General features: G+C 40.2%; 18 protein-coding genes, 4 tRNA genes and 1 pseudogene. 14 read left to right on the plus strand and 9 right to left on the minus strand.

Translation table 11 applies throughout. The annotated features are described in order from the left end of the window. Nucleotides 1–328 (minus strand): annotated as a pseudogene (locus FTT94_RS00005) (transposase); the annotation flags it as partial. Here FTT94_RS00005 and FTT94_RS00010 point away from each other — a divergent pair. From FTT94_RS00010 to FTT94_RS00060, 11 genes are all read left to right on the plus strand, one after another. Then, nucleotides 321–1,850: a hypothetical protein gene (locus tag FTT94_RS00010; RefSeq protein ID WP_180169987.1), complete on the plus strand. Its 1,530-nt coding sequence runs from the start codon at nucleotides 321–323 to the stop codon at nucleotides 1,848–1,850. The pseudogene FTT94_RS00005 and the gene FTT94_RS00010 sit on opposite strands and share 8 nt — an antisense overlap. A 59-nt stretch (nucleotides 1,851–1,909) precedes the next feature. Beyond that, nucleotides 1,910–2,746, plus strand: coding sequence for a hypothetical protein (locus tag FTT94_RS00015; RefSeq protein WP_180169988.1), 837 nt, complete (start codon nucleotides 1,910–1,912; stop codon nucleotides 2,744–2,746). Continuing rightward, nucleotides 2,743–3,510 (plus strand): hypothetical protein, encoded by a 768-nt coding sequence (locus tag FTT94_RS00020; RefSeq protein ID WP_180169989.1) that lies wholly within the window; start codon nucleotides 2,743–2,745, stop codon nucleotides 3,508–3,510. The genes FTT94_RS00015 and FTT94_RS00020 overlap by 4 nt, the downstream gene beginning before the upstream one ends. Nucleotides 3,511–3,575: 65 nt before the next feature. Next, nucleotides 3,576–3,728, plus strand: coding sequence for a hypothetical protein (locus FTT94_RS00025; protein ID WP_180004134.1), 153 nt, complete (start codon nucleotides 3,576–3,578; stop codon nucleotides 3,726–3,728). Between the two features lie 128 nt (nucleotides 3,729–3,856). After that, nucleotides 3,857–5,287, plus strand: coding sequence for an amino acid permease (locus tag FTT94_RS00030; protein WP_180169990.1), 1,431 nt, complete (start codon nucleotides 3,857–3,859; stop codon nucleotides 5,285–5,287). A 191-nt stretch (nucleotides 5,288–5,478) separates the two neighbouring features. After that, nucleotides 5,479–5,554, plus strand: a tRNA-Glu gene (locus FTT94_RS00035). A 123-nt stretch (nucleotides 5,555–5,677) separates the two neighbouring features. Beyond that, the gene (locus tag FTT94_RS00040; RefSeq protein WP_078189154.1) at nucleotides 5,678–7,096 is read left to right on the plus strand and encodes an amino acid permease; all 1,419 of its coding nucleotides are present in this window, start codon (nucleotides 5,678–5,680) and stop codon (nucleotides 7,094–7,096) included. A gap of 109 nt (nucleotides 7,097–7,205) precedes the next feature. Next, nucleotides 7,206–8,111 (plus strand): alpha/beta fold hydrolase, encoded by a 906-nt coding sequence (locus FTT94_RS00045; protein ID WP_180040730.1) that lies wholly within the window; start codon nucleotides 7,206–7,208, stop codon nucleotides 8,109–8,111. A 132-nt stretch (nucleotides 8,112–8,243) separates the two neighbouring features. Then, nucleotides 8,244–8,319: transfer RNA gene (locus FTT94_RS00050), tRNA-Glu, on the plus strand. 24 nt (nucleotides 8,320–8,343) lie between these two features. Beyond that, nucleotides 8,344–8,419 (plus strand) — tRNA-Glu (locus FTT94_RS00055). 58 nt (nucleotides 8,420–8,477) lie between these two features. Beyond that, nucleotides 8,478–8,553, plus strand: a tRNA-Glu gene (locus FTT94_RS00060). Between the two features lie 66 nt (nucleotides 8,554–8,619). Here the strand turns inward: FTT94_RS00060 and FTT94_RS00065 are convergent. From FTT94_RS00065 to FTT94_RS00095, 7 genes are all read right to left on the minus strand, one after another. After that, nucleotides 8,620–9,264, minus strand: a complete 645-nt coding sequence (locus FTT94_RS00065) for a YiiX family permuted papain-like enzyme (protein ID WP_306669904.1) — start codon at nucleotides 9,262–9,264, stop codon at nucleotides 8,620–8,622. 43 nt (nucleotides 9,265–9,307) lie between these two features. Next, a complete protein-coding gene (locus FTT94_RS00070) occupies nucleotides 9,308–10,552 on the minus strand; it encodes an NADH:flavin oxidoreductase/NADH oxidase family protein (protein ID WP_111885862.1) in 1,245 nt (414 codons plus the stop codon). A gap of 112 nt (nucleotides 10,553–10,664) precedes the next feature. After that, the gene (locus FTT94_RS00075; protein WP_180106306.1) at nucleotides 10,665–12,266 is read right to left on the minus strand and encodes an ABC transporter ATP-binding protein; all 1,602 of its coding nucleotides are present in this window, start codon (nucleotides 12,264–12,266) and stop codon (nucleotides 10,665–10,667) included. Next, nucleotides 12,241–13,254 (minus strand): ABC transporter permease, encoded by a 1,014-nt coding sequence (locus tag FTT94_RS00080; protein WP_180169991.1) that lies wholly within the window; start codon nucleotides 13,252–13,254, stop codon nucleotides 12,241–12,243. The genes FTT94_RS00075 and FTT94_RS00080 overlap by 26 nt, the downstream gene beginning before the upstream one ends. Next, nucleotides 13,254–14,321, minus strand: coding sequence for a microcin C ABC transporter permease YejB (locus FTT94_RS00085; protein WP_180169992.1), 1,068 nt, complete (start codon nucleotides 14,319–14,321; stop codon nucleotides 13,254–13,256). Before FTT94_RS00085 ends, FTT94_RS00080 begins: the two co-directional genes overlap by 1 nt. A 33-nt stretch (nucleotides 14,322–14,354) precedes the next feature. Beyond that, nucleotides 14,355–16,160: an extracellular solute-binding protein gene (locus FTT94_RS00090; protein ID WP_257230940.1), complete on the minus strand. Its 1,806-nt coding sequence runs from the start codon at nucleotides 16,158–16,160 to the stop codon at nucleotides 14,355–14,357. Between the two features lie 65 nt (nucleotides 16,161–16,225). After that, nucleotides 16,226–19,552: a LysM peptidoglycan-binding domain-containing protein gene (locus FTT94_RS00095; RefSeq protein WP_180169994.1), complete on the minus strand. Its 3,327-nt coding sequence runs from the start codon at nucleotides 19,550–19,552 to the stop codon at nucleotides 16,226–16,228. Nucleotides 19,553–19,758: 206 nt separating this feature from the next. On the opposite strand from FTT94_RS00095, the gene dnaQ reads away from it, so the two are divergent. The 3 genes from dnaQ to nudC all read left to right on the plus strand — a co-directional run bounded on the left by dnaQ (nucleotide 19,759) and on the right by nudC (nucleotide 23,806). Continuing rightward, complete coding sequence (dnaQ, locus tag FTT94_RS00100) at nucleotides 19,759–21,258, plus strand: DNA polymerase III subunit epsilon (protein ID WP_180169995.1); 1,500 nt, start codon at nucleotides 19,759–19,761, stop codon at nucleotides 21,256–21,258. A 128-nt stretch (nucleotides 21,259–21,386) separates the two neighbouring features. After that, nucleotides 21,387–23,033 carry a chemotaxis protein gene (locus FTT94_RS00105; protein WP_180065948.1) on the plus strand — a complete coding sequence of 549 codons (1,647 nt, stop codon included), beginning with the start codon at nucleotides 21,387–21,389 and terminating at the stop codon, nucleotides 23,031–23,033. Then, the gene (gene nudC / locus FTT94_RS00110; RefSeq protein ID WP_180026822.1) at nucleotides 23,033–23,806 is read left to right on the plus strand and encodes an NAD(+) diphosphatase; all 774 of its coding nucleotides are present in this window, start codon (nucleotides 23,033–23,035) and stop codon (nucleotides 23,804–23,806) included. Before FTT94_RS00105 ends, nudC begins: the two co-directional genes overlap by 1 nt. 608 nt (nucleotides 23,807–24,414) lie before the next feature. Here nudC and serC read toward each other — a convergent pair. After that, nucleotides 24,415–25,494, minus strand: coding sequence for a 3-phosphoserine/phosphohydroxythreonine transaminase (gene serC, locus FTT94_RS00115; RefSeq protein ID WP_111884024.1), 1,080 nt, complete (start codon nucleotides 25,492–25,494; stop codon nucleotides 24,415–24,417). Between the last annotated feature and the right edge of the window lie 260 nt (nucleotides 25,495–25,754).

The following is a 25,754-nucleotide window of genomic DNA, read 5'->3' on the forward strand; positions in this document are numbered from 1 at the left end:
AAATCCACCATTATTTGTGTGGGCGGTCGAGCTCCGCCTGGGCGAAAAAAGCGGCTGCTTTACGTAGAATTTCATTGGCACGTTTTAATTCTTTAATTTCACGTTCCATTTGCTTCATTTTTTCTTGATCAGAGATCTGTTGTACTTTAATAGGATTTTGCTCATCTAAATGCTTTTGATGCCAAGCACGAAGTGTTTCAGGAGTACAACCAATCTTAGGCGCAATAGCTGTGATCGCAGCCCAATTAGATGGATAGTCTTTTTCAGATTCAATCAATAATTGAACCGCTCTTTCTCTGATTTCAGGGGTATATTTTAATTTGGTCATCGGAACATTCTCTCAGAATACTGAGTCTCCGACAAACCCGGTACGGTTCATTCTTTGGAAGCAAACACCAACTAAAAACTGGAGTTCCAATCCTGGTGAAGGTGCCACAAGTAGTGATATTGAATTACACCAAGATACATTTTCGTATAGTCTAAAAAATGCGTTTGATACCATTCAGATTGGCAACAGCATGCAACAATTAAGCTTTGGTATGGGCTATGACTATTCTAAAGTTGCATGGGAACGGCCTAACGATGCCTATATGTATAATCAGCCTAAGACTTTTACATCTAGTTCAGGCATTAGCTGTACGGCAGGTGATATTCTTTGTGATGAAGCAACGGATGAAAATAACTATCAAGGCCAATATCAAACAAATGGCAAGTATTATCAAAAAGGTAAAGTTAATATTGACCAACAACGTGTGCATACCTTCATTGAAAACACATCGACTTGGGATAATTTTTCAGCGCGTTTAGGTTTACGTGCAGATTATGATAGCTTATCGAAAAATTTAAATATTGCACCTCGTACTGCCTTTAACTATAAACCGCTAAAAAATGATCTTCTGTCCTTCACTACGGGATGGAATCGATATTATGCAAACTATACCTTAGCCACTGAACTGCAAGATCAACTTGCATTTTTGGAATACAATTTAAAACGCACAAAAAATCAAACTGAAGACTATTGGACTCAAACTGGGTTATCAGATTTAATATTAGCTAATTCCAATATTCAACGTGCCAATTTAAAGACCCCTTATGCTGACGAAATTGTGTTTGCCATTAATAGCCAAGTTAAAAACTGGAACCTTGGTCTGAAATGGGTGAATCGTGATAGCAAAGATGAAATCACAAAAAATCGTTTTATTGATCCAACAACCAGCAACACCATCGATCATTTTGAATATAGTAATAGTGGTAAGGCAAAAGCTGACATTTACACACTCACACTCAGAAATACGCTGCCAGTCGTATATAAAAACTCTCTGCACGGGTTTAACTTTGGCTTTGATTACACTGAATCAGAAAAAAATTATTTAGACTATTCTGAGTCATATAACGTTAACAGTAATACGACTGCTGAAGATCGCGATATTATCTTTAACGGCAGCCTCATCCAATTTAATGAACGTCCTGTTGAAAATTTCAATCAGCCTTGGACTGCTCGTTTTGGTTGGGACATTGAGTTTTCAAATTTACCATTAAAGATTAATAACTTTTTAAGCTACAAATCTGAATATAAAGATACGTATAAACTAAAAAACAAAGTTGAGCATGATGGTGTCCTGTTGGAAGCCTATGCTACAGATACGATTAGACCTCGATTTAGTTGGGATATGCGTACCACTTATGATTTCAATTTCGCTAAAGATCTCAAAGCAATATTCGGTTTAACCATTAACAATATTACCAATCGACATAATATCTATACCACCCCAGGTATTAGTGAGTCGACCAACAGACTTAGATCTGAAATTGGGCGACAGTTCATTGCTGATGTCACATTTAAATTTTAATCTTCCCTATCAAGAGCGCCTTAAAAACGCTCTTGATTCATTTTAAAATAGACTAAAACATGAAAAAAATAATCTTACTCTTTGGCCTGTGCATAGTATGTCTCGGTATCTTCATCTACATTTTTAGACCCGAAGCCAGCCTACCGACAAATCTTTCAAATACTGTTGAGCACGATGCCAATCAGACAAATCAAACAGCATTGAATGATGACCAAGAATCTTATATTCCCGAAACCAACGATCATGACTCTCAAATACAAGCGAAAAAACCAAAAAAATTGAGCGAAGAAGCAATACAGTATTACCGAACAGCAAGCAAATACGGTTGGGAGTCAATCGTTCGTGATTTTGAAAATGGAACCATCCTTAAAAGCAAAATGCCTAAAGGGGAAAAAGAAAAACTTTGCGAAATTGCACTGAGTCTAAGTACTGCCGATCAAACCAAACGATTATTTAAAGCAAATTGCAAACCACTCAATGGCCGTTCATCCTCTATGATTATTAATGGCGCATTAACCAATGCAGAAGGCAAAATAGATCAAAACGAAATCATTGAAAAATTAAAGCTCTATAAGTCGGAAAATGTTTTACAAACACACGTTACGTATAAATTTGGCCCGTATGAAGAAAAAAGCTCTTTGCAATCCAAAGCAATTGGCTGGGGGCTTGAAGACGTTTCTGATTATTTGCTGAGTATTGGTGTCGATTACACGGGCGTGGATGGTAATTTAATTTTAGACAATATCAAAGGCCGTAATCCTTCTGTGAGTTTGGTTCAAAAACTACTGAATGCAGGAATCGAGCCCAATAGTAACGTTTATAAACAAATGGAACAGAATGACTTTTCAACCAAATATCCTGACGTTTACAATTTATTAAAAGCACACAAACCATGAAAAACATCGTTATTACCAGCTGCCTGCTAATGAGTATGCATTGCTTTGCAAATGCTCCATTACCACAAAATCTCTCTACCAATGCACCATCAGTGAAAAACATTCACGACTTTAAAAAGATCAAAGGGATGACAAATGATGCATCTCGTTATTATAAGTTTATAAACATATATGGTTGGTCAGCCATAGTGCAGGAATTTGAAAATAAAAATATTCAAAGCAGTAAAATGAAAAATAAAGAAGTTAAAAAAATGTGTGACACAGCACATCTTATACTTCCACTTCAAGATATCAAGCGACTGATTGCTGCTGATTGCAAACCCAGCTCAAACGATGTGACTTTTAACACCATCAATAGGATTTTAAAAAATGGCGATGGTTCTATTAATGAACAAGAAATTATTGCCAAATTAGAATTTTATAATGCATTAGGATTATTAAAAACACATCAAACATACGGCCGTGGCTATCGTGCAGAAACATATAATTTACTCTACAAAGCTGCCGGTTTTGGTTTGCCTAATGTTTTTGATTATCTACTTAATATTAGACTCACAGTAAAATATACCGATGGTAACTTACTGAATACACATTTTGATGGTCGCTCCCCACAACTCGCTTTAACCCAAAAAATTTTAAAACTGGGTATCGAGCCAAATGCTTCAACCATCACAATCATGCAACAACGGAACTTTAAACAACACTACCCCGACATTTACCAAGTCATCCTATCCAATCTAGAACAGAAAAACCGTAAACTTTAATTAATTACAGCCTGACTGGTTTTGTTTATACTTCAGCTTGATCTATTTTGATGTAAGAATACCCTATGTTTAAAAAGTTGCTCTTGGTTTTAGCCATCTTATTTCCATCTGCACTCTATCTGTATATTGTGAGCCGCGATGACAACAAAGCCCCTGTAACCGAACAAACTCAAGTACCTGCAACTTCTGAAGCTGAGTATCAAACTCCTGACCATTAATCTAATGGTCAGTGCTAAAGATTTAAATTTTAGATCAGTATTATCACATTATAAGAAAAATTCGATTTATCAATCATTTCACTGCATTCAATCATAAAATATACCTTTCATTCAATTTTCATTTCACTATGCAATCTCCCTCTGAACCTTCGCAACACTCGTCTGCTGAAGGTAAAAGTCCATCGCTTAAACGTGCGATGACGACTCGACACCTTGTGATGCTCTCACTTGGTGGTGCAATTGGTACTGGTTTGTTTATGGGTTCAGGTGAAGTTATTTCACAAGCTGGGCCTTTGGGCGCTGTACTTGCCTATATTATTGGCGGTCTAATCGCCTACATGGTTATGCTCTGTTTGGGTGAGCTTGCCGTACATTTACCTGTTTCTGGCTCTTTTGGTGCTTTTGCGACAAATTATATTGGCCCTGGTACCGGTTATATGGTGTCTTGGATGTACTGGTTGGGCTGGTCTGCCACCTTAGGTACAGAATTTACTGCGACTGCTATATTGATGCAGGAATGGTTTCCACAAACCTCTATTTGGTTATGGACACTGATCTTCGCTGCAGGTGTACTGATTTCTAATTTAAGCTCTACGCGTGCATTTGCAGAGTCAGAATTTTGGTTATCCATGGTGAAAGTTGCAACAGTATTGATTTTCATCATCCTTGGTTTTGCCTGCATCTTTGGTTTCGTACCTTTCCAAGGCTATGAATCAGCTCCAATGTTCCACAATTTGACAGAACATGGTTGGCTGCCAAATGGTTTGTTCCCTCTGTTTGCCACGCTATTGATCGTGAACTTTGCCTTTAATGGTACGGAGATGATTGGTATCGCTGCAGGTGAAACTGAAAACCCTGAAAAGAATGTGCCTAAAGCCATTCATGCTGCGGTATGGCGCTTAATCATTTTCTTTGTCGGCACTATTATCGTCATCAGTTCACTGTTGACCTATACCGATGCAGGTTTAAATGTCGGCGGACATGGCGGCTTAAGTAGTAGCCCATTCGTTTCCGTATTTAACCTGATGGGCATTCCCTATGCAGAAGACTTAATTCGTTTCGTCATTATTACAGCTTTACTGTCTACAGCTAACTCTGGTTTATATGCTGCATCGCGTATGATGTGGGCACTGTCTGCACAAAAACAATTACCACGTGCTTTCGGCAAATTAAGCAAAACAGGTGTGCCTTATATTGCTGTATTGGTCACTATGATCGGTGGTTTACCAGGTCTATTGTCAGAACAATTTGGCGCAGATGTGATCTTCAAAAACTTGATGGGGGTTGCCGCTTTCACTATGGTGATCGTGTGGATGAGTATTTGTTGGAGTCAATTTAACTTCCGTCGCCAATGGCTGAAACAAGGTCATAGCGTGTCAGAACTTAAATTCCGTACACCATGGTTCCCACTGGTTCCAATCCTTGGCTTTGTCTGCTGTACCGCAACAGGTTTAAGTATGGCTGCAGATCCTGAAATGCTTTCAGGCTTTATTGGATGCTTGATCTTTATGGCGGCATGTTATGCAGGTTATTATTGGTTATATCATAATCAAGATTAAGCTGATTTAATGATTAATCTTTAAAGCGAATCCAAAGCCATTGGGTTCGCTTTTTTATTTTCAAAGCCTTTCTTTTCTATAATTTATTAATCGTTGATTTATATGTTTAAATAACAGACAAATGAGCTGAGATTTAAATTTTTTCTTTGACTCACATCATGTTTATTCATACTATGACAGCACCTTAAAACGTCCCTATCGTCTAGAGGCCTAGGACATCGCCCTTTCACGGCGGTAACCGGGGTTCGAATCCCCGTAGGGACGCCAATTCTTCTGTCAGTTCTGACAAACTTAAAGTTTATTTATCTATAATTTATATTAATTGATTGCATCATCATTACATTCTTCTCTACAATTACTCGCTTCATTATTTGATTCTCCTTTTTCTCTATGCAGTCATCTCATTCTCCGAATGATGCTTCGCATCAGGGCAATTCTGCGCCGTTAAAACGCGCTATGAGTACTCGACATCTGGTGATGATTTCGCTTGGCGGCGCAATCGGTACTGGTTTATTTCTTGGTTCGGGTGAAGTCATTGCACAAACGGGGCCTGTAGGTGCCATTATTTCGTATTTTTTAGGCGGTATTATCGCCTATATGGTGATGCTTTGCTTAGGCGAGCTCGCTGTACATATGCCTGAATCTGGTTCATTTGGCGCTTATGCTAAACGCTATATCGGACCGGGTACGGGTTATACCATCACTTGGCTGTATTGGCTGACATGGTCAGTAACGCTAGGAACTGAATTTACTGCTGCTGCACTTTTAATGCAGGAATGGTTCCCAGACAGCTCTATGTGGATGTGGACCCTAATCTTTGGTGCTTTTGTATTCTGCTTGAATATGATTTCAACCAAATGGTTTGCTGAATCTGAATTTTGGCTAGCTTTAGTCAAAGTGATTACCGTTGTAGCCTTTATTATTTTAGGTCTATTGGCCATTTTTGGTGTTTTAGGCTATAGAGGCTATGAAGCTGCACCACTGTTTAGCAACCTCACTGCACAAGGTTGGTTCCCTGAAGGCTTGTTCCCAATCTTCGCTACAATGTTGATTGTGAACTTTGCATTCTCAGGTACTGAACTGATTGGTGTTGCTGCGGGTGAAACCAAAGATCCAGCGAAAAATGTACCTAAAGCCATTAACACGGCGATTTTCCGCTTGTTGATTTTCTTTGTAGGTACCATTGTTGTTATTACTGCATTATTGCCCCATCAAGAAGCTGGCTTATCTGCCGAAGGTGTAAGTAGTTCACCTTTCGTAACAGTATTCCAGCACATTGGTATTCCTTATGCAGAAGACATCATCCGCTTTGTGATTATCACAGCCCTACTTTCTGCTGCTAACTCTGGTTTATTTGCTGCATCTCGAATGATGTGGTCATTGTCCTATAGTAAGCAATTACCTGCGGTGTTCTCTAAAGTGAACTCACGTGGTATTCCTTATGTTGCGGTGATTGTGACCATGATCGGTGGTATGCCGGGCTTACTTTCTGAGCAATTTGCACCAGAAACCATCTTCAAAAACTTGTTAGGTGTTGCTGCATTTACCATGGTGGTGGTGTGGATGAGTATTTGTTTAAGCCAATTCAACTTCCGTCGTCAGTGGTATAAAGAAGGCAAAACTGCAAAAGATTTAGCTTTTGCTGCACCACTCTTCCCAATCGTACCAATACTCGGTTTTGTATTCTGTCTTATTACCTGTATTAGTATGGTCTTTGACCCAGAAATGTTGACTGGCTTTATCTGCTGTATGATCTTCATTGTGGCGTGTTATATCAGCTACTACACCTTGTATCACAACAAAGATTGATCTGCGTTGTCATACCAAACACGATAAAAGAGTAACTTCGGTTGCTCTTTTTTTATGGCTATATTTTAATAAAAGTAGAATAAAAACTGGTCCGTCGATGAGGTGCAATATGCAGATCATCTTTATCCATGGCATGAATCAACAACAACAAACTGCACGTACGCTCGAACAGCATTGGCTTGCACTGTTGTCTCAAGGCTTAAAGCAAAGCCATCAAGAGACTTTTTTATCGTATATACAGCACCATATGCGCATGCCTTTTTATGGAGACTTACTCACGCGTTATCATTTGCAGAATATGCTTCAAGCCAGCACCTTGACACCTCAAACGTGGCCACATTTTCCGTTTATCCATCGCACTGAACTCCCAGAAAAATCACCAAAAGTACTTGAGCATCATGCTGTACAAAATAATCTACCTGACATCACCCTCAATGATGCTATTGGATTAAGCCAATCATTCAAATCGATCACTGCACTTGGCAAAGATCTTGTCCTACGCGATTTTGCAGTTTTAATGAATTATTTCCCAAAATTACATGCCACACTTTTGCATAAATTTTTGGTCGAAACTTATCTTTATTTATCCAATCCACATTTTATTCAGGCAGTTCATACTCGTCTGCATGAGCAATTACATCAAACGAAACCCACCCTGTTGATTGCACATTCGCTAGGTAGCGTGATTGCGTATCATTTTTTACTGTTACATCCTGAACTCAACATACAGCGCTTTATCACCTTGGGCTCACCTTTGGCTTTTCGTGTCATCCAAGCCCACTTACCTCAGCCTTTACAGCGACCTGATGCAATTTCAGGCGATTGGTTAAACTTTTATTCACATGATGATTTTCTCAGCGCTTTTCCACTGAGTCAGGCACCATTTGATTTTCAACCCGCCATTATCAACCAGCAAATTCAGACATCGATTGAACACCCACACGATATTGCTGGATATTTAACGCATCCAGAAGTTATTGCTACAATCTTACAAGTGTTGAAAAAACCGACATAAATAATGTATTTTTCAAACATTTTTAGCAAATTGTTTTAATTTTATGCACTCAACAACAAAAACTGAATTTATTTATAGAAAAGCGTTTGACACCCCCCGATTTTCACCCTAATATACGCCCACCTCTGAAACGTCCCTATCGTCTAGAGGCCTAGGACATCGCCCTTTCACGGCGGTAACCGGGGTTCGAATCCCCGTAGGGACGCCAATTTTCAGAAGTACATTTTATTAAGTCCCTATCGTCTAGAGGCCTAGGACATCGCCCTTTCACGGCGGTAACCGGGGTTCGAATCCCCGTAGGGACGCCATTATTTAGTCTAAAAACTTAGACTGAAATAAACGGTTTTAAAATTTGCTTTCTGTACTGTCCCTATCGTCTAGAGGCCTAGGACATCGCCCTTTCACGGCGGTAACCGGGGTTCGAATCCCCGTAGGGACGCCATATTCGAGTTGGTTTTAATCACTCATTAAAAAGCTCAAGCATTGCGACTTGGGCTTTTTTATTGCCTTAATTTCTAAATATTTCTTTTAAAAGTTTTGAATCATAAATGGCCTTAGGGGCAATCACCTGCTCATTCAGCGGAATATTTTGACCATAGCGCTGCCGCATTAGACGCTGGACTTCATTTTGTTTTAAATCAAATTGTTTCAGTTGTTGTAATGGAGAAAGTTCGATTCCTAAAGCATGCTGATAAGCTTTCCAAACAATTTCAGAACAGTAAATTGCACGGTCATCCCATTCAAAATATATATCATAGGGTTTGCCCAAGTACTTTTCTGCATGTTGTACCAACTTCGTTTTCTGCGGCACATTTAAGGGTTGTTTGAGCCTTTTTACGACATAGTGAGCATTCTCCCCACGCGTGATCCATTGATTTAAAGCGGTATATTGCACAGGTTGAATAGCTTCGAGCACCCAGGTTTGGTTATTTTTATTTACGATCATGCCCATGTGACTATAGGGCGAATGTGTGGCCTTTTGAATGCTTAAACTTTGCTGTGACTTTGAGATATGAAAAATGATATCCCCCGTCTGAAATACGGACTGGGCATAGAGGGCAGAACTGAGCCCCGAAAGAATGACTATTAATATTAAAATTTTAGACATTTTTATTGTAAGCAATATTGATATGAATAAAGGCAACCATAACATGGATGTATGCCGATTGCCCTTATTCTAATAATTCAATGATTGATTAAGCCGACTTACGTGAATTGACTTGCCCTTTAATGACCGCTGTTAAATTTCCTTTAAGATATTTAAAAAACACTTTTAACGGTGAAAGTTTAGGATTTGGCTGTTTGCCTTCACCAATCGATTTAAACTGAGCGGCATACCAAATAATTTCCATAATCGCCATTTTATCAATCATCGGTATGCCAGTTTTAATTTTGTCCACACCGTAACGAACATCCTGCCCCGCCAATAAACGATCAGCCAAATCGACTTCTACAGCGAAAGGACGTGCAATACCAATAAAATCACAAGCTCCACTGTCTAGTGCAGCATTCATGCCTTGCACGGTTCTAAACCCGCCGGTAACCATTAACGCGCATTTCACTTCTTTACGGATATTGTCCGCAAAATCGAGGAAATAAGCTTCACGAGCAATGGTACTGGCTTTACGTTTTTCTTCTTTAGCACCCGCCATCGCTGGCGCTTCATAGGAACCACCCGAGATTTCAATCATATCAATCCCTGCGGCATCGATTGCCTTAAAGACCTCAATCACATCTGCTTCGCTAATTCCGCCGCGTTGGAAATCAGCAGAATTCAGTTTGACCGAAATGATAAAATCATCGGTCGTCGCTGCGCGAACTGCCTTATAGATTTCAAGCAAAAAGCGCATGCGATTTTCATTTGAACCGCCCCACTGATCTTGACGTTTATTGGTCAGTGGCGACAAAAACTGACTAATTAAATAACCATGCGCACCATGCAATTGCACGCCTTCGAAGCCTGCCTTTTCACAAATGTGTGCGGCACGTGCAAAACGCTGAATGATATCTAAAATTTCATCTTCACGAAGTTCGCGCGGTGTTCCAAACGTTGTGGCTAACATCGGACTAAATGGCACAGCAGACGGTGCAACCGTTTCTTTATTTAAACCTTTTGGACATTGGCGGCCCGGATGTGAAAGTTGAACCAATTGCACCATGCCGTGCTTCTTGCCTAGCTCAGCCCACTGTGTTAATTGTGCTAAATCTCGCTCAGTTTCAGCGACAACAACCCCAGGCTCATTTTTAGCACGAAAATCCACCATGACATTACCCGTAATGGCACAGCCTAAACCACCCTTCGCCCAAGCTTCATATAATCCAAAATGTAAGTGATTGGGTTGGCCTGCGGTATTGGCCAATGCTTCACTCATTGCACCTTTAATGATGCGATTTTTAAATGTGGTATTACGAATTTTAAAGCTTTCAGCTAAATGGCTCATGACAATGTCCAAAATGAAATAATAAGTCCTGAGTATTTACTCTAATTATTATTTTCTAAAGGTCAAGGATATTTTGACAATGACACTTGTCAAAATATCCATAAGTTTGATTTTAGTATTGGCTGGCTTCAATTAATTTACGGGTATAGTCCGTTTGTGGTCGTGCAAATAGATCTTCAGTGTCTTGAAACTCCATGACTTTGGCATGTCGCAGTACCAACACTTTTTGGCACAAGGCTTTGACCACGTGTAAATCGTGACTGATAAATAAATAACTCATATTATATTCTTGCTGCAAACGCCGTAGTAGCTTCACGATAGCTTTTTGTGTCGTCCGATCAAGTGCCGATGTAGGTTCATCGAGTATCAATAATTTAGGACGTAATACCAACGCACGCGCCAAGGCAACTCGCTGCCGTTGCCCACCCGATAATTCATGTGGATAACGCTGCTTAAATGAGCTGGCTAATTCGACTTTCTGCAAAGCTTCATCTATACGCTGTACAATTTCATTTGCAGATAAATGCTGTAAGGCCAGACCTTCGCCAATGGTTTGCTCTACATTGAGCCGTGGATTTAAACTACTGAATGGATCTTGAAAGACGATTTGAAATTCACGACGTAAAGGTCTGAGCTGTTTTTCTGAAAGTTGATTGATGGCGTGTTGATTTAACATAATTTCACCATCACTTTCTATGAGCCGAGCAATAGCCAGTGCTAAAGAGCTTTTCCCTGAACCACTCTCACCAACAATACCGATCGACTCACCTTCAGCCACTGTTAAATCCAAAGCTTCTACCGCAACGACATAATTTTTAATGCGGTTCAATAAGCCTTGTTTGACTGGGAACTTCACTCCTAACTGGCGTAATTCTAAAAGTGTCTGCGTTTGCGAAACCTGTATTGCTGAACCAAAATCATGGTCTAATAAATTTTTGGTATACGCCTGCTTCGGCTGCTCAAAAATTTCCTGAACACCACCTTGCTCCACCACTTGCCCACGATTCATCACAATCACATGTTCGGCATAGCGCTTGACCAAATTCAGGTCATGGCTAATTAATATCATCGCCATATTGCGCTGCTGTTGTAGCGACTTTAATAAATTTAAGATTTGCACCTGCAAAGTGACATCTAAAGCCGTGGTTGGCTCATCAGCGATTAAAATATCAGGATCTAAGGCCAATGCCATGGCAATCATGACACGTTGCCGCTGCCCGCCTGATAATTCATGTGGATAGCGCCTTAACTTATCTTCAGCATCAGGAATACCCACATCATTTAATAATTCTATAACGCGCTGTCGTGTTTTTGCCTTCGACCATCCCTGTAACAACAATGACTCACCAACAATCTTTTCCACACGATGTAAGGGATTTAAGGCCGTCATCGGCTCTTGAAAAATCATGGCAATTTTCTGTCCACGAATGTTTCGATGCTGCTCAGGACTCAGTCCAAGAATATTCTGTCCATTCAGGCTGACGCTGCCTGTGACCTGCAGATCACTTGGCAACAAACCGAGTATAGCTAGGCTGCTAATCGATTTACCAGAACCGCTTTCTCCAACAATGGCTATCGTTTCACCTGCATGCAAATTAAAATTCAGGTCTTCAACCAAGACCTGTGCTGCATGGGAAATATGTAAATGTTCAACCGCTAATACGATGGGAGGTACATTAACTTGATGATTATTGACGTCTAGGATCGAATGCATCACGTGTCGCCTCCCCAATGTAAATCAATAAAGACAGCACGATCGCTAAGGTAAAAAACCCCGATAAGGCAAGCCATGGTGCATTCAGATTGTTTTTCCCTTGAAGCAATAACTCACCTAAGGACGCGGCATCAGGCGGTAAGCCATAACCTAAGAAATCTAAGGCTGTCAGTGCCGTAATATTTGCCGTGAGCATGAAAGGTAGCTGTGAAAGACTGGAACTCATCGCATTTGGTAAGATATGCCGAAACATAATGGTGCTATCTGTAACGCCAAGACTCCGTGCTGCACGGACATAATCAAAATTACGAGCACGCAAAAACTCTGCACGAACCAAGCCGACCAAAGTGGGCCAGCCAAACAGCAGCATAATGACAAAGAGCCAATACACACTCGGAGTAAACATGCTGACCAAAATCATCACCATGAATAGCATCGGTAGTCCGCCCCAGACTTCTAAAATCCGTTGACCAATGAGGTCTACCCAGCCACCATAATAGCCCTGTATCGCCCCAACCATGATGCCCAATATGGCTGAAGCAAAAGTTAATGCAAAACCAAACAAGAGCGACACACGTAGTCCATATAAAATACGTGCGAGCACATCACGCCCTTGGTCATCGGTACCGAGCCAATTTTGTGCAGTCGGTGCAGATGGCACAGGCACAGCCAACTCTAAATTCGGTGTTTGATAGGAAAATTTAATCAGTGGCCATACAGCCCATCCTTTATCATCAATCAGTTGCTGTACCACAGGATCTTTATAATCTGCCTCAGTTTCAAATACGCCACCGAAAGCAGTTTCTGGATAACTTTTTAATACGGGAACGTATAAAGAATCATCGTATTTGACCAAGAGCGGTTTATCATTGGCAATAAAATCGACAGCTAGAGACAAAATAAAAATCAAGGCAAAGCTGATAAAGCATGTAAAACCTAATTTATTGTCTTTAAAACGTTGAAATCGCGCTTGCATGATCGGAGACATTATTTTGCCCCCTGTGAGTCAAAATTAATTCGTGGATCAATCATTTGATACATGACATCACTGATTAATCTTAAGATCAGCCCCATCAAGGTAAAAATAAACAAGGTGCCAAAAATCACTGGATAATCACGCTGCACGATGGCTTCAAAACCTAACAATCCCAGGCCATCTAAATTGAAAATAATTTCAATAAATAGATTTCCCACAAAGAAGATGCCAATCAAGGCTTCTGGTAGACCAGCAATGACAATGAGCATTGCATTACGAAATACATGCCCATACAGCACACGTGATTCAGTCAAACCTTTAGAACGAGCAGCAAGAACATATTGCTTATTCAGTTCTTCCATAAAAGAGTATTTGGTCAGATAAGTTAAGCCTGCAAAACCACCAATTACCATAGCAAACAAAGGCAACGCCATATGCCAAAAATAATCTGCAATTTTGCCAAACACACTTAACTCACCAAAATTCTCTGAAACTAAACCTTGTAGAGGGAACCACTGAAAATATGAACCACCTGCAAAAAAGACAATGAGTAAAATGGCGAAGGCGAAAGCAGGAATGGCGTAACCTATAGCCAATAAAATAGACGTGCTTTTATCAAATAGCAGACCATGTTGACGGGCTTTTTTAATGCCTAAAGGAATAGACACCAGATAGATCAGCAAGGTACTCCATAAGCCAAGGGATAAGGATACAGGCAGCTTTTCCCAAAGCAGCTGAGTCACAGACTTATCTTTAAAAAAACTGGTACCAAAATCTAGCGTTACATAGCCCTTTAACATGAGCCAAAAACGTTCGAATAATGGTTTATCGAAACCATATTGTGCCTCGATTTTTGCCACCATTTCTTCACTGAGGCCTTTAGCACCTTGGTATTTACTGCCTGTCGTCGCAGTTTCACCACCACCTGTGTTTCCCATACCTTGAAAGGACTCAGCTTGCTGTATGGCTTGTTCAACAGGTCCTCCCGGTGCAATCTGAATCACGACAAAGTTAATCAGTAAAATGAAAAACAATGTTGGAATAATCAGGAGCAATCTTTTTAAAATATATGTGCCCATGTTGCTTTAACATTCCCTGTCATTCATTAGTATTTATTGTTGGCGCAAATAGTTTGCAACTTTTTTCGATTGCGCTTCATTACTCCACCAATAATCAATACCTGTTGATAATTTTGGTTTTACTTTTGGCTGTTGATACATATTCCAATACGCAAACCATTTTTCACCTTTACCATAGGTTGGAATTTGATAATACCCAGCTCTTAATAATCGATCCAATACTTTGGTACGCACCACCAATTGTTCACGATTTGGTGCCCGAATCACCTGTTGTATGACTTCATCAATGATCGGACTTTTAATGCCAGCATAGTTGTAATTGCCAGGCTGATCTGCCGATGCACTTCCCCAAAATTGCGCTTGCTCATTACCCGGATTGAGCGACTGTGGCATAACATTTGTTGTCATATCAAAGTCTTTCGAACGCATCCGTTCTATATATTGAGGCACGTCCACTTGGCGAATGTTTACAGTCACACCTAAACGTTTCATATTGCGCACAAAAGGCATTAATGTTCGCTGTAAGCCATCTTGGTGAATGAGAAATTCAATACGAATGGCTTGACCATGTCGGTCTAATAATTGACCATTTTTAAATCGATAACCAGCATTTATTAATAGCTGACGAGCAGTCAATAAATTATTTCGATTAAATCCACTAGCATCCGAAACGGGATATTTCCAGTTTGATAACACCCCTTTACGCTCTAAAGGGGTTAATTTCGTTAACAATGGTTTTAAAATTTGCATTTCAGCATCTGAGGGTACCCCTTTAGCTTCTAACTCACTATTTGAAAAATAGCTTTGTAGGCGCTGGTATTGACCATAAAACAGAGCTTTATTTTGCCATTCAAAATCATAAGCATAGGTTAAAGCTTGTCGAAAACGAATATCATTAAACGGCGATCGACGCGTATTAAATACAAAACTTTGAGTTGCAATTGGATTTTCATGCTTATCACGATACTTCACCACCATTCCTGCAGTGATGGACGGAAACTTATATTCCGTCACCCATTTTCGTGCTGTAAATTCCTCATGCAAAGTATATTGGCCAGACTTAAAGCCTTCAAAAGCAACATCTAAATTTCGGTAATAGACATATTTCAAATGATCAAAATTATATCGTCCGCGATTAATCACTAAATCACGTCCCCAATAATTAGGATTGCGCTTAAAACTAATACTACGGCCAGAATCAATTCGATCAAGTAAATACGGGCCAGAACCTAAAATCGGCTGCATAGTAATTTTAGTAAAATCTTTTTTTGCCCAATCTTTTTTGGAATAAATCGGCATTTGCGCCAATATTAATGGCATTTCAGCGTTATTACCCGACTTAAAGGTCATTTTGACTTCATATTTAGATAACACTTGGGTTTTATCTAAATCTGCCAAATACATTTGTAAACCTGGGTTTGACTTGGTCTGAAAAGTATCAAAACTAAATTTAACATCTTCAGCAGTGAGTTCTGAACCATCACTAAATCGTGCTTTTGGATTTAAGTGATAAATGACAAAATTCGTATGATCGGGATCGAACGTGACCTTCTCAGCTAATAATGGATACAGCACGCCAGGTTCATCTAAAGAGCTATCCATAAGGGAGTCAAATAAATAATTTACCCCCTCAGCCGCACTGCCCTTACCATTCATACTGTTTAAATTGTCAAATGTCCCATTTGATGAAGTACTTAAATATCCACCTTTGGGTGCAGAAGCATTGGCATAAGGCATGACTTTGACAGAGTCATATTTGGGTGTGCTATGAATCGCAATATAAGGCGTGGTCTGTATCGCAGACCACACACTTTGACCGAACAGACTAAGCACACACATCCCAATAGCTTGATGTGCTGATTTGAACGACACCAACATCAATGACAACTCCCTGTAGTCGTTGCTTAATTCGGTACTTTAATCACGTCACCAATACGTAACTGAGCAGACGGTTGCATATCATTCATTTCAGCGAGTTTTGATGTGTCTAGTCCATAGCGACTTGCCAAACCAATCAGCGTATCGCCGCGTTTAATACGGTATTCACTAATAGTTTTAGGGACTTGTAAATTTTGACCGACACGCAGTCCTGCACGCGGGTTCAAGTTATTTAATTCAGCCAATGCTGCCACAGTTAAACCTGTCCGACTAGCAATCGAATTTAAAGACTCGCCTGATTTCACAGTATAGCTTTCAGTATTTGCTGGTTTCACATTGCTCGTAGAGGATTTAGCTTCCGTTTTTTTGGTTTCAGTTGCTTTACTAGCTACATCAGCAGGTAGTTCACCATCTACTTTTAAACGCTGCCCTACACGAATCCCACTATTGGTATTTAGGCCATTTAATTCAGCTAAATAACGTAATTGAAGATGATATTTCTTCGCAATCACACCCAATGTTTCACCTGATTTCACCACATGAATATCGGTCGCATCAACGGAATTCGTTCGTGTATTGGTTTTGCTTTCAATTTTGGTCGCCTCAGCTTTGGTTTCTACTTTAACCGGTGCGACATCACCTGTTAATTTTAATTTCTGCCCAACGCGTAGACCAGAACTACGCTCTATACCATTTAAATTTGCGACATAGTCCATGCCTAAATCATAGCGACTAGCAATGCCTGTCAGTGTATCGCCAGACTGCACCACATATGTATCCGGAACAGTTGAACTTGCAGGAACTTTAATGCTTTGCCCAGCCATCAGCCCACTATTTACCGACATATCATTTAGACTCGCCAATTCTGACAAACTGATTTTTGACCGCGTCGCAATGCTGTAAAGCGTATCACCACGCTGCACTTTATAGCTTTCCACTTTATACGCAGGATCAACTTTGACATTTTCAATGCGATTCACGACTTTGCTTTCGAGCTTCTCAACTTCTGCTACAGCTTGTAATGGCACATTAATTTTTTGCCCCACCATCAAGCTACTGCCAGCCGTTAAGCCAGTTGTTAAATCTGCCAACTCTTGATTTGACAGCGCATAACGATCTGCAATGAGTTTTAGATATTCACCACGTTTTACCGTGTAGGATTTGGTTTGAACTTTTGCAGGTTTTTCGACAACTTGAGCGGCTTTCTTATCAGCTTCCAATTTTGCTTTCGATGCAGGCGTTTCTTTTAGGGATAATTTCTGCCCAACATATAAACCACTCGTGGTGGTTAAACCATTGTAGTCTGCGAGTTGCTTCGTACTTAAACCAAATTGACTCGCAACAGCTGTAAGACTGTCATTTGCTTTCACTACGTAGCTATCTGCTATAGGCTTGGCTTTCGACTCTTCGTTATTTTGAACAATCGGTTTCGCATCATATAAATAGATGGTCGTACCGACATACAAAGTCGAATCTGGCGAAATTTGGTTCCAAGCTGCAATATCACGCCAATTCACGCCATTTTTCATCGCGATCAACGCTAAAGTGTCACCTGCCAAAACTGTATAAGTACTGCGTTTACCTTTAGGTGGTACAACTACAATTTCAGAATCTGTACGGATGACATTTTTACCTTGGTTGCGTTTGGCTTCTTCAGAATCAGCACCTGTATTTTCAGCCACGCTTTTCGGGTAAGAGAAACCTTTGGTCAGTTCTTTACCTTGTTGATCCGCAATCGACTGGCTGGTCTGAATCGCTGTCAACTTAATCTTACCATCATAAGGATCGACAATTTCAGTGCCCTTCGGCGCAATAGCTTTAATTTCCTGAACGACTTCTTCTTGTTCTGCTTTGGTCGCTACTGGTTTTAACACCTCATCAACTGTTTTGGTCTCACCTTCGGCTTTAATAGCCGCCATGATTTGCTCACGCTCATTTGCGCTGAGTGGTGGCTCGACAGACACGGCTTTCACAGGAGTCGAAGGTGTTACAGCGACTGGTATACGCGGCGCACTTGGAATATCACTATTCGATGCAAATGCAGCTAAAGCAGATGATCCCATTGGTGTTTTGCCTTTCGTTCCTGACGGAATACTTGGCGTTACCGTTGCAGCGACTACAGGTGGTTTGGCAGAAGCTGTCACTGTCGGCTGTGTGGTCAGCGTAGGTGGCGTCACTTTAGCGGGCTGAATAGTTTTACTATTTAATTCCGGCGGAGTAACACGTGACGGTGTTATTTCAACATTATTTTTTGGTAAGTTATAAGTTGAATTACTTGCCCAATAACCTGATGAACCACCTGATTGTAATTTTTTCAAACGTGCATCGACTGATGGACTCACATCCGCAGGAATTAAAATCCGCATTGGGCTGCTGCTATCAATCACATCGCCACGATGACCCGGGTTTAGTGCATAAAGTTCTGCACGACTTAAACCAGTAATAGATGCAATTTCATTTAAATTTGCAGGCCCTACAGCCACTTCACGAAAATGTGGACGGTTAGCAATTGGCGGTAAACTTACGCCATAAGCACTTGGATTTTTAATAATTTGAGCAACAGCCAAGAAACGTGGGACATAGTTCATGGTTTCTTGTGGCAGTTTTAACGACCAATAATCGGTTGGCAAACCTGCTGCACGGTTACGGTTAATCGCTTGTTGAATACGCCCCGGCCCTGCATTATAAGAAGCCAAAGCCAATTCCCACGAACCGAACTGGTTATGTAGCGCACCTAAAAACTCATAAGCTGCACGCGTAGATTCAACTACGTCACGACGACCATCATACATTGAGGTTTGTTTTAAGCCGTAAATACGTCCAGTACTTGGAATAAACTGCCATAAACCTGCTGCGGCAGCACTTGAAGTTGCTGCTGGGTCATAAGAACTTTCAATCACTGGCAATAACGCCAACTCAGTCGGCAAACCACGACGTTCTGCTTCTTTAACCGTGTGATATAAATAACGGGACGCACGCGCACTTAAACGGTCAATATACGGTTGACGTGAAATAAACCAACCACGCTGTGCTTCAATTCGCGTATCCCAGTGGTTCAAATCCATTTTGAAACCAACGGTCATTCGCTTCCAAACATCACCGTGCTTTAGTACTAAAAGGCGGTCGCCTTCTACGGCACGCATGTCTGTTGCAGAAAGTAAATCTTCGAGTGAATCTAAACTATTGGCATCGAGAAAGTTTGAGCCGACTTGTTTACTTGCTGAGTTCTGCTTAGTCGTTTGCGATGAAGAACAGCCCGTCAGACCAAGAGCTGCGAGTGCAGAACCCAAGACTGTAAATTTAAAAATTTGTGGTAACGTAGGCTGCCAGACAGTCGCAGTTGATTTATACATAAAAAAATCCAGACAACTCATATAAAATTTATTTTTTAGATATGCCATTGTAGTGAAGCAGAACACAGACACAAGGCGTTAATTTAACGCTATTTCAGTATAAATGTTACAAGAAATTAAAAAAATCGCCAGAAATGGATTTCTCTCTGTCATTTGCGTTATACAATATACGGTTCTGAATGCTTGTTTTTCTCCGGATTTGATTTATGTCTCAAACAATCACGCTTTATGTTGATGGTGCATGTAAAGGCAACCCTGGCTTAGGGGGTTGGGGGGCGTATATCATCCGTGAAACTGGAGAAGAAAAACTCTGCGGCGGCGAAGCTGAAACCACCAATAACCGTATGGAATTGACTGCTGCAATTGAAGGCATTCAACACTGTCCGTCCGATGCAAAACTGATTATTTGGACAGACTCTAACTATGTCAAACAAGGCATTACCGAGTGGATTCATGGTTGGAAAAAGAAAAACTGGAAAGATGTTAAAAATCCAGATCTGTGGAAATTACTGGATGCAACTTGTCAGGGTCGGGAAATTGAATGGAACTGGATTAAAGGGCATGCAGGCCATCCGGGAAATGAAATGGCCGATCAATTGGCCAATCTAGGCGCAGAAAAAACCCTCGAACAGATCAAACTAGCGGCATCAACTACAGCTGAAGCACCTAAAAAAAAAGCTGAACCTGACTGGCTGTTAAACGATCCTTTTGGACTCGAATTTGCTGATAGCGACGATGAAGAAGAAATCTCTGAAGAAGCTACGATTGCAAATGAAAGTATTGTTGACGCTTCAATTCAGGAAGCTTCAATTGCTCAGCAGCTAGAAAATACTCCGCCACTTGAAATGTATGCCGAGACGGCGATCAATGCAGAGCAAATTGATGACATTGCGATAGAACAACAAGCAACTGACACGGCTTCAACGTTGAATGAAGCTGCTCCTACACAGTCTAAGCAAGCTGCTGAAATCCATCCAATGATTGTCATTACACCAGCAACCGTCGATGTATCTGGCCCACGACAATTAATTTTAGATACGGAAACCACAGGTTTCTATTTCCAAGATGGCGACCGTATTATTGAAGTCGGTGCGGTGGAAATGATTAACCGCAAACTGACCGGTAGCTCAATTCATATTTATATCAACCCGCAAAAACCTGTCGGTGAATCTGAAAATATTCACGGAATCAGTGATGACTTTCTAAAAGACAAACCACTGTATGCTGAAATTGCTGATGTCTTATTTGACTATCTAAAAGGCGCAGAAATCATTGCGCATAACGCAACCTTCGATATGAACTTCCTTGATATGGAGTTCAAACGTGCCGGTTTTGTGGCCTTATCTGAAGTTTGCGAAGTCACCGATACCTTGGCTATGGCCAAAGCCAAGCATCCAGGCCAGAAAAACTCACTCGATGCATTAGTGCGTCGTTACGAAATTCCACAACGTGACCGTACCTTCCATGGTGCCTTACTCGATGCGGAAATTCTGTCTGACGTATACCTAGCAATGACGGGTGGTCAGGTATCCTTTGATATCGATGCCCTGACCCACTCGCAAAATGAAGATGGTTCGCAAACCCGCGCCGCTGTTGAAATAGAATTACCAGTGATTTTACCTTCCGCAGATGAACTTGAAGCCCATGAGACATGGGTCAAACAATTTGAAGAAAAACATGGTACACCTTGCCTTTTTGCGAAATAAAATCTAAATTTCGTGTTACTTTTTGTATATAAACAATTCTTACATACGCTATAGTAAAACCATAAACATGGACCGCCTTAAGGGGCGGTTAATAAACAAGATAAAACATCTAGGAAAGGTGCAGATACATGTCTTACCAAACCTCTATCCATTTTGATCCAACGGCTTTGCTGATAATAAAAAATGAGGTTGATAACTCAATCAAGTTAGTCGAATCAGCAGTCAGCACCTTAGTTGAAGATCAAACTTTACCTTTCGGGATTGATGATGCACTGATTCAATTTGAACAATGTGCTCAAGTACTAGCTTTAGTTGATATGCCAAGTTTGGCAAAAATCGCTCAATATTCAGCAGAGTTAATGCGCAAGATCATGGGGAATCCTGCGCAAATTAACACCCAAGATGTCATCGCACTGAGCGAAGGCACAACCATGCTGAAACGCTATATCGAATTTATCTGCCTACGTGAAGTTAAAATTCCACAGTTCCTGCTGGACAGTCTTAATCGTCTAGAACTGTCTTTGGGTAAACCTCTAACGTCGGAAGGCCAACACATTGAGTCCCTACTCGATTGTATTACTCCTGACTTTGACTTACCTCAAGCTCCTGCACTTGAAAAATCAAAATACGTTCACCGTCTGTATAAGTTGGCGTTGAATAAATTGATTAAACAAGAAGAAACTGAGCTGGATTTGCAAGCGATTAAATTGGTCGGTACGTATTTAGCAGGTCTTTCAGACAAACATCCAAGCAAACAATACTGGAACTTGGTTTTTGTTGCGTTTAATCAAATTGATCAAATCTTAATTACCGATGCTCGTTTACGTACCTTGGTAAGCATTGAACGCAATATGGCTCAATATTTTGCAGGAACTGAGCGCTTTAAAGCATCCATTTCTGATTTAGCCAATGTCTTAAGTCTAAGCATTAGCCAAGAAGATGACATTTCTCATCATATTCGTGGCAAGTTAAATATCGGTGAAGACCTTCTTACCGACACCCAATTGCAAGTTTTCAGTCGTCATTTATATGGTCCTGACTTCGAAACCATGCATACCATTGGTGAATTGGTTACGACTGAAATGACGCAAATTCGTAATGATATTGAATTTAACTATCAAAATATGACGCCTGAAAAAACCCAAGAACTTCAAGCGAAATTGAACGAATTGGCAAATATTTTCAAAGTCTTGAACTTAAATGAAGCGTATAACGACCTGTCGCGTCAAGCTGCGTCATTAGGTAATGCTGAGATTTTACAAGATGAAAGCTTTGCCCAGCAGTTGATGAACAATATCTTGTCTGCCATGAACTCGATTGGTGTGCTTGAGCGTCATCACACTTCTAGCCGCTTACAACTTCGTGTGAATAATATGAATATTTCACTCGATCGTTTAGATGAAGCACACGCTGCCCTGTTAAATGAGACCAAGGTTTTAATTGATGCTGCTAGCCAATCTTTGGTTCAGTATTTACAAAACCAAGATTTGACACAACTTGAAGCGACTGCAACTCAATTCCGTGAAATTGGTGGTGCAATGTTGTTCCTCAATGCAGATGCAGCTCAAAATGCGCTGAATTCAACAGCTCAATTCATTGTGAAACGAGTTGAATCTTCAACAGCGATTGATGCAAATGAAGTGAATCAAGCATTAGATTCATTGGCAAGCGCAGATATGTTGATTGACAATTTAAAGAACAAACAACCTGTTTTACAGGGCATGTTTAAGGTAGCATTGGACAGTAGCGAAAAACTGAAATCAGCAGCGGCCTAATGTCTAAATTATCACTTGCGTATATCTTCAAACAACAGCAATTGCTGGTCGATGAAAACTTTCAACTTCCCGAAGTTGAGCAACTCGCAAGTGATTTAAATATTGGCACGGGTGATCGAGTGATTGCCCGTGATCTACTTGAAAATGAGCCTATTCCTGATGGCTTACAACTCATCCCTATTCGCCAGCTTCTACAATTGTGGAATGTTCAACAATTTGAACAAGCCAGCCGTGCTATTCAACTCTTAGAATGGCGTCGTAATCATAAATTTTGTAGCCACTGCGGCACAGCAACTCAAGTCCATGCCACAGAATACGCCATGGTTTGTCCCACTTGCGGTTATCACCAATACCCTCGTGTCAATCCTTGTGTCATTACCGTCATTACCCGTGGTGAAGATGAAATCTTATTGGCAAAAAATGCAAAAAATGTCCGTGCCATGTATGGACTGATCGCGGGTTTTGTTGAAGTCGGTGAAACTTTAGAAGAAGCGGTTCGTCGTGAAACTGAAGAAGAAGTGGGTTTAAAGGTCAAAAATATTCAATACTTAGCCAGCCAACCTTGGCCCTTCCCAAGTAATTTAATGATCGCCTTTAAAGCAGAATATGCTGCTGGTGAACTTCAATTACAAGAAGAAGAAATCAGTGATGCAGCTTTCTTTAAATTTGATGCATTACCTGAAATTCCTTTCAAAGGCAGTATCGCCCATTCGATGATTATGCATGTCATTCATGGTTCTGCTGTTGCAGATGATACCCAGGCATGGTTATAAGCTACTGCTTTTGAGGAACTTAGAAATAAAAAAAACCGCCTCAGTGCGGTTTTTTTTATTTCTCGCTAATCATGTGTATTCGCTGAATATTTAAATGATTGAATATTTTTTATCCACAAGCCAGTCAATATATTCTATTTTTAAATTTAAATTAAAATAACTTATCCACAATATTAAATTCAAAATAATGCCGAAATATAAATCCATCTGCAAAAGATAAAATATAAAAATCTAATATAAATAAATAAGATAGGAAATTTATGAAACTAAATTTAGCAATTCGGTTGCTTATTTTTAAATAAACTAAATAGTTTAGTAAGTTTATGGCAGATAGTACTTTATTTAATCAAATAATTATGTTAAAAATGCGTTTAAGAAATAGTAATTAACGATAAATAGATCGGAAAGAATATCTATGAAAGTCGTGCAAGAAGAAAACTTATCGCAAGTTGACCATCACATGGAATCTCGATATCAAATCGAGCCAATGTCCTGCTTATTTTTTATGTTAGGTATGCTGATTTGTGCATACGTTTTACATACTTTTATTTTTTAATCTATTCAATAAAAAAACCGGCATTTGCCGGTTTTTTTTTATGCCTTTAGGATTATGCGTTGCGTTTTGCAAAGTCATCCATAAAGTTAACCAGTGCTTGAACGCCTTCTAGCGGAACAGCATTATAAATACTTGCACGCATACCACCCACTGAACGGTGACCAGCTAAATTCAGCAAGTGATTTTCTTCAGCTTCTTTCAAGAATTGTTTTTCCAAATCTGGATTCGCCAAAGTAAATGGTACGTTCATGATTGAACGGAATTCTTTTGCAATTGGATTTGCATAGAAATCGCTTGAATCAATATAACCATAAAGTAATTCAGCTTTTGCCATATTCGCTTTATAAATTGCGTCTACACCGCCCTGCTCAAGTAACCATTCAAAAACGAGGCCAGATAAGTACCATGCATAAGTTGAAGGTGTATTCACCATTGAACCATTTTTCGCTTGAGCTGAATATTTCAAGATACTTGGAATATCTGCTTTCGCTTGATCCAATAAATCATCACGAATAATCACCAAAGTTAAACCAGCAGGACCAATATTTTTCTGAGCACCTGCATAGATTAAACCGAACTTAGATACGTCTAATGGTGCAGATAAAATGCTCGATGAAAAATCGGCAACCAATGGTTTGTCCGTTTCAGGAATGTTGGCAAACTGAAGACCACCAATAGTTTCATTATCTGCATAATGCACATAAGCCGCATCATCAGATAAGTTCCAGGTGCTTTGATCAGTAATCGCAAGTTTACCGTCAATGGTGGTACCCGCTTCAACAACATTAATGTCGCCATAACGCTGTGCTTCTTTCAACGCTTTTTCAGACCAAATACCAGTGTGGATATAGTCTGCTTTGCTGTTTTTACCCAATAGGTTTAATGGGATCGCAGAGAATTGAAGTGATGCGCCACCTTGAAGGAATAACACTTTATAGTTGTCTGGAATATTCATCAGCTTACGAAGATCAGCTTCTGCTTTCTCTGCCACAGCGACATAGTCTTTACTACGGTGGCTCATTTCCATGATCGAAAGGCCTTTGCCTTGCCAGTCAAGCATTTCAGCTTGAGCTTTTTCTAAAACGGCAGTGGGTAATGCAGCAGGACCAGCACAGAAGTTGTACGCGCGCATGAGTTTTCCTTTCAAAGTGAAACACAATAAAATGATGGCATTTAACCATATCTGACGCGTGCTTGCAGTAGTTAAAGCTGAAAATATTCCAATGCTGTCTGACATTTAAAGTCAAAATTTCAATAAAGATCAAAATTAATTCTTCTTAATTCAAATTATTAGATTTACTGATATTTTTTATCCCTTGAATTGATGCTAATTTAAGGTCTTGATGTGCGAAAATGACGTGCGCTGCGAAGATAAAATTTATTTACACATGT

Source organism: Acinetobacter sp. YH12027 (genome assembly GCF_013420085.1).
Classification (GTDB): Bacteria; Pseudomonadota; Gammaproteobacteria; order Pseudomonadales; family Moraxellaceae; genus Acinetobacter; species Acinetobacter amyesii.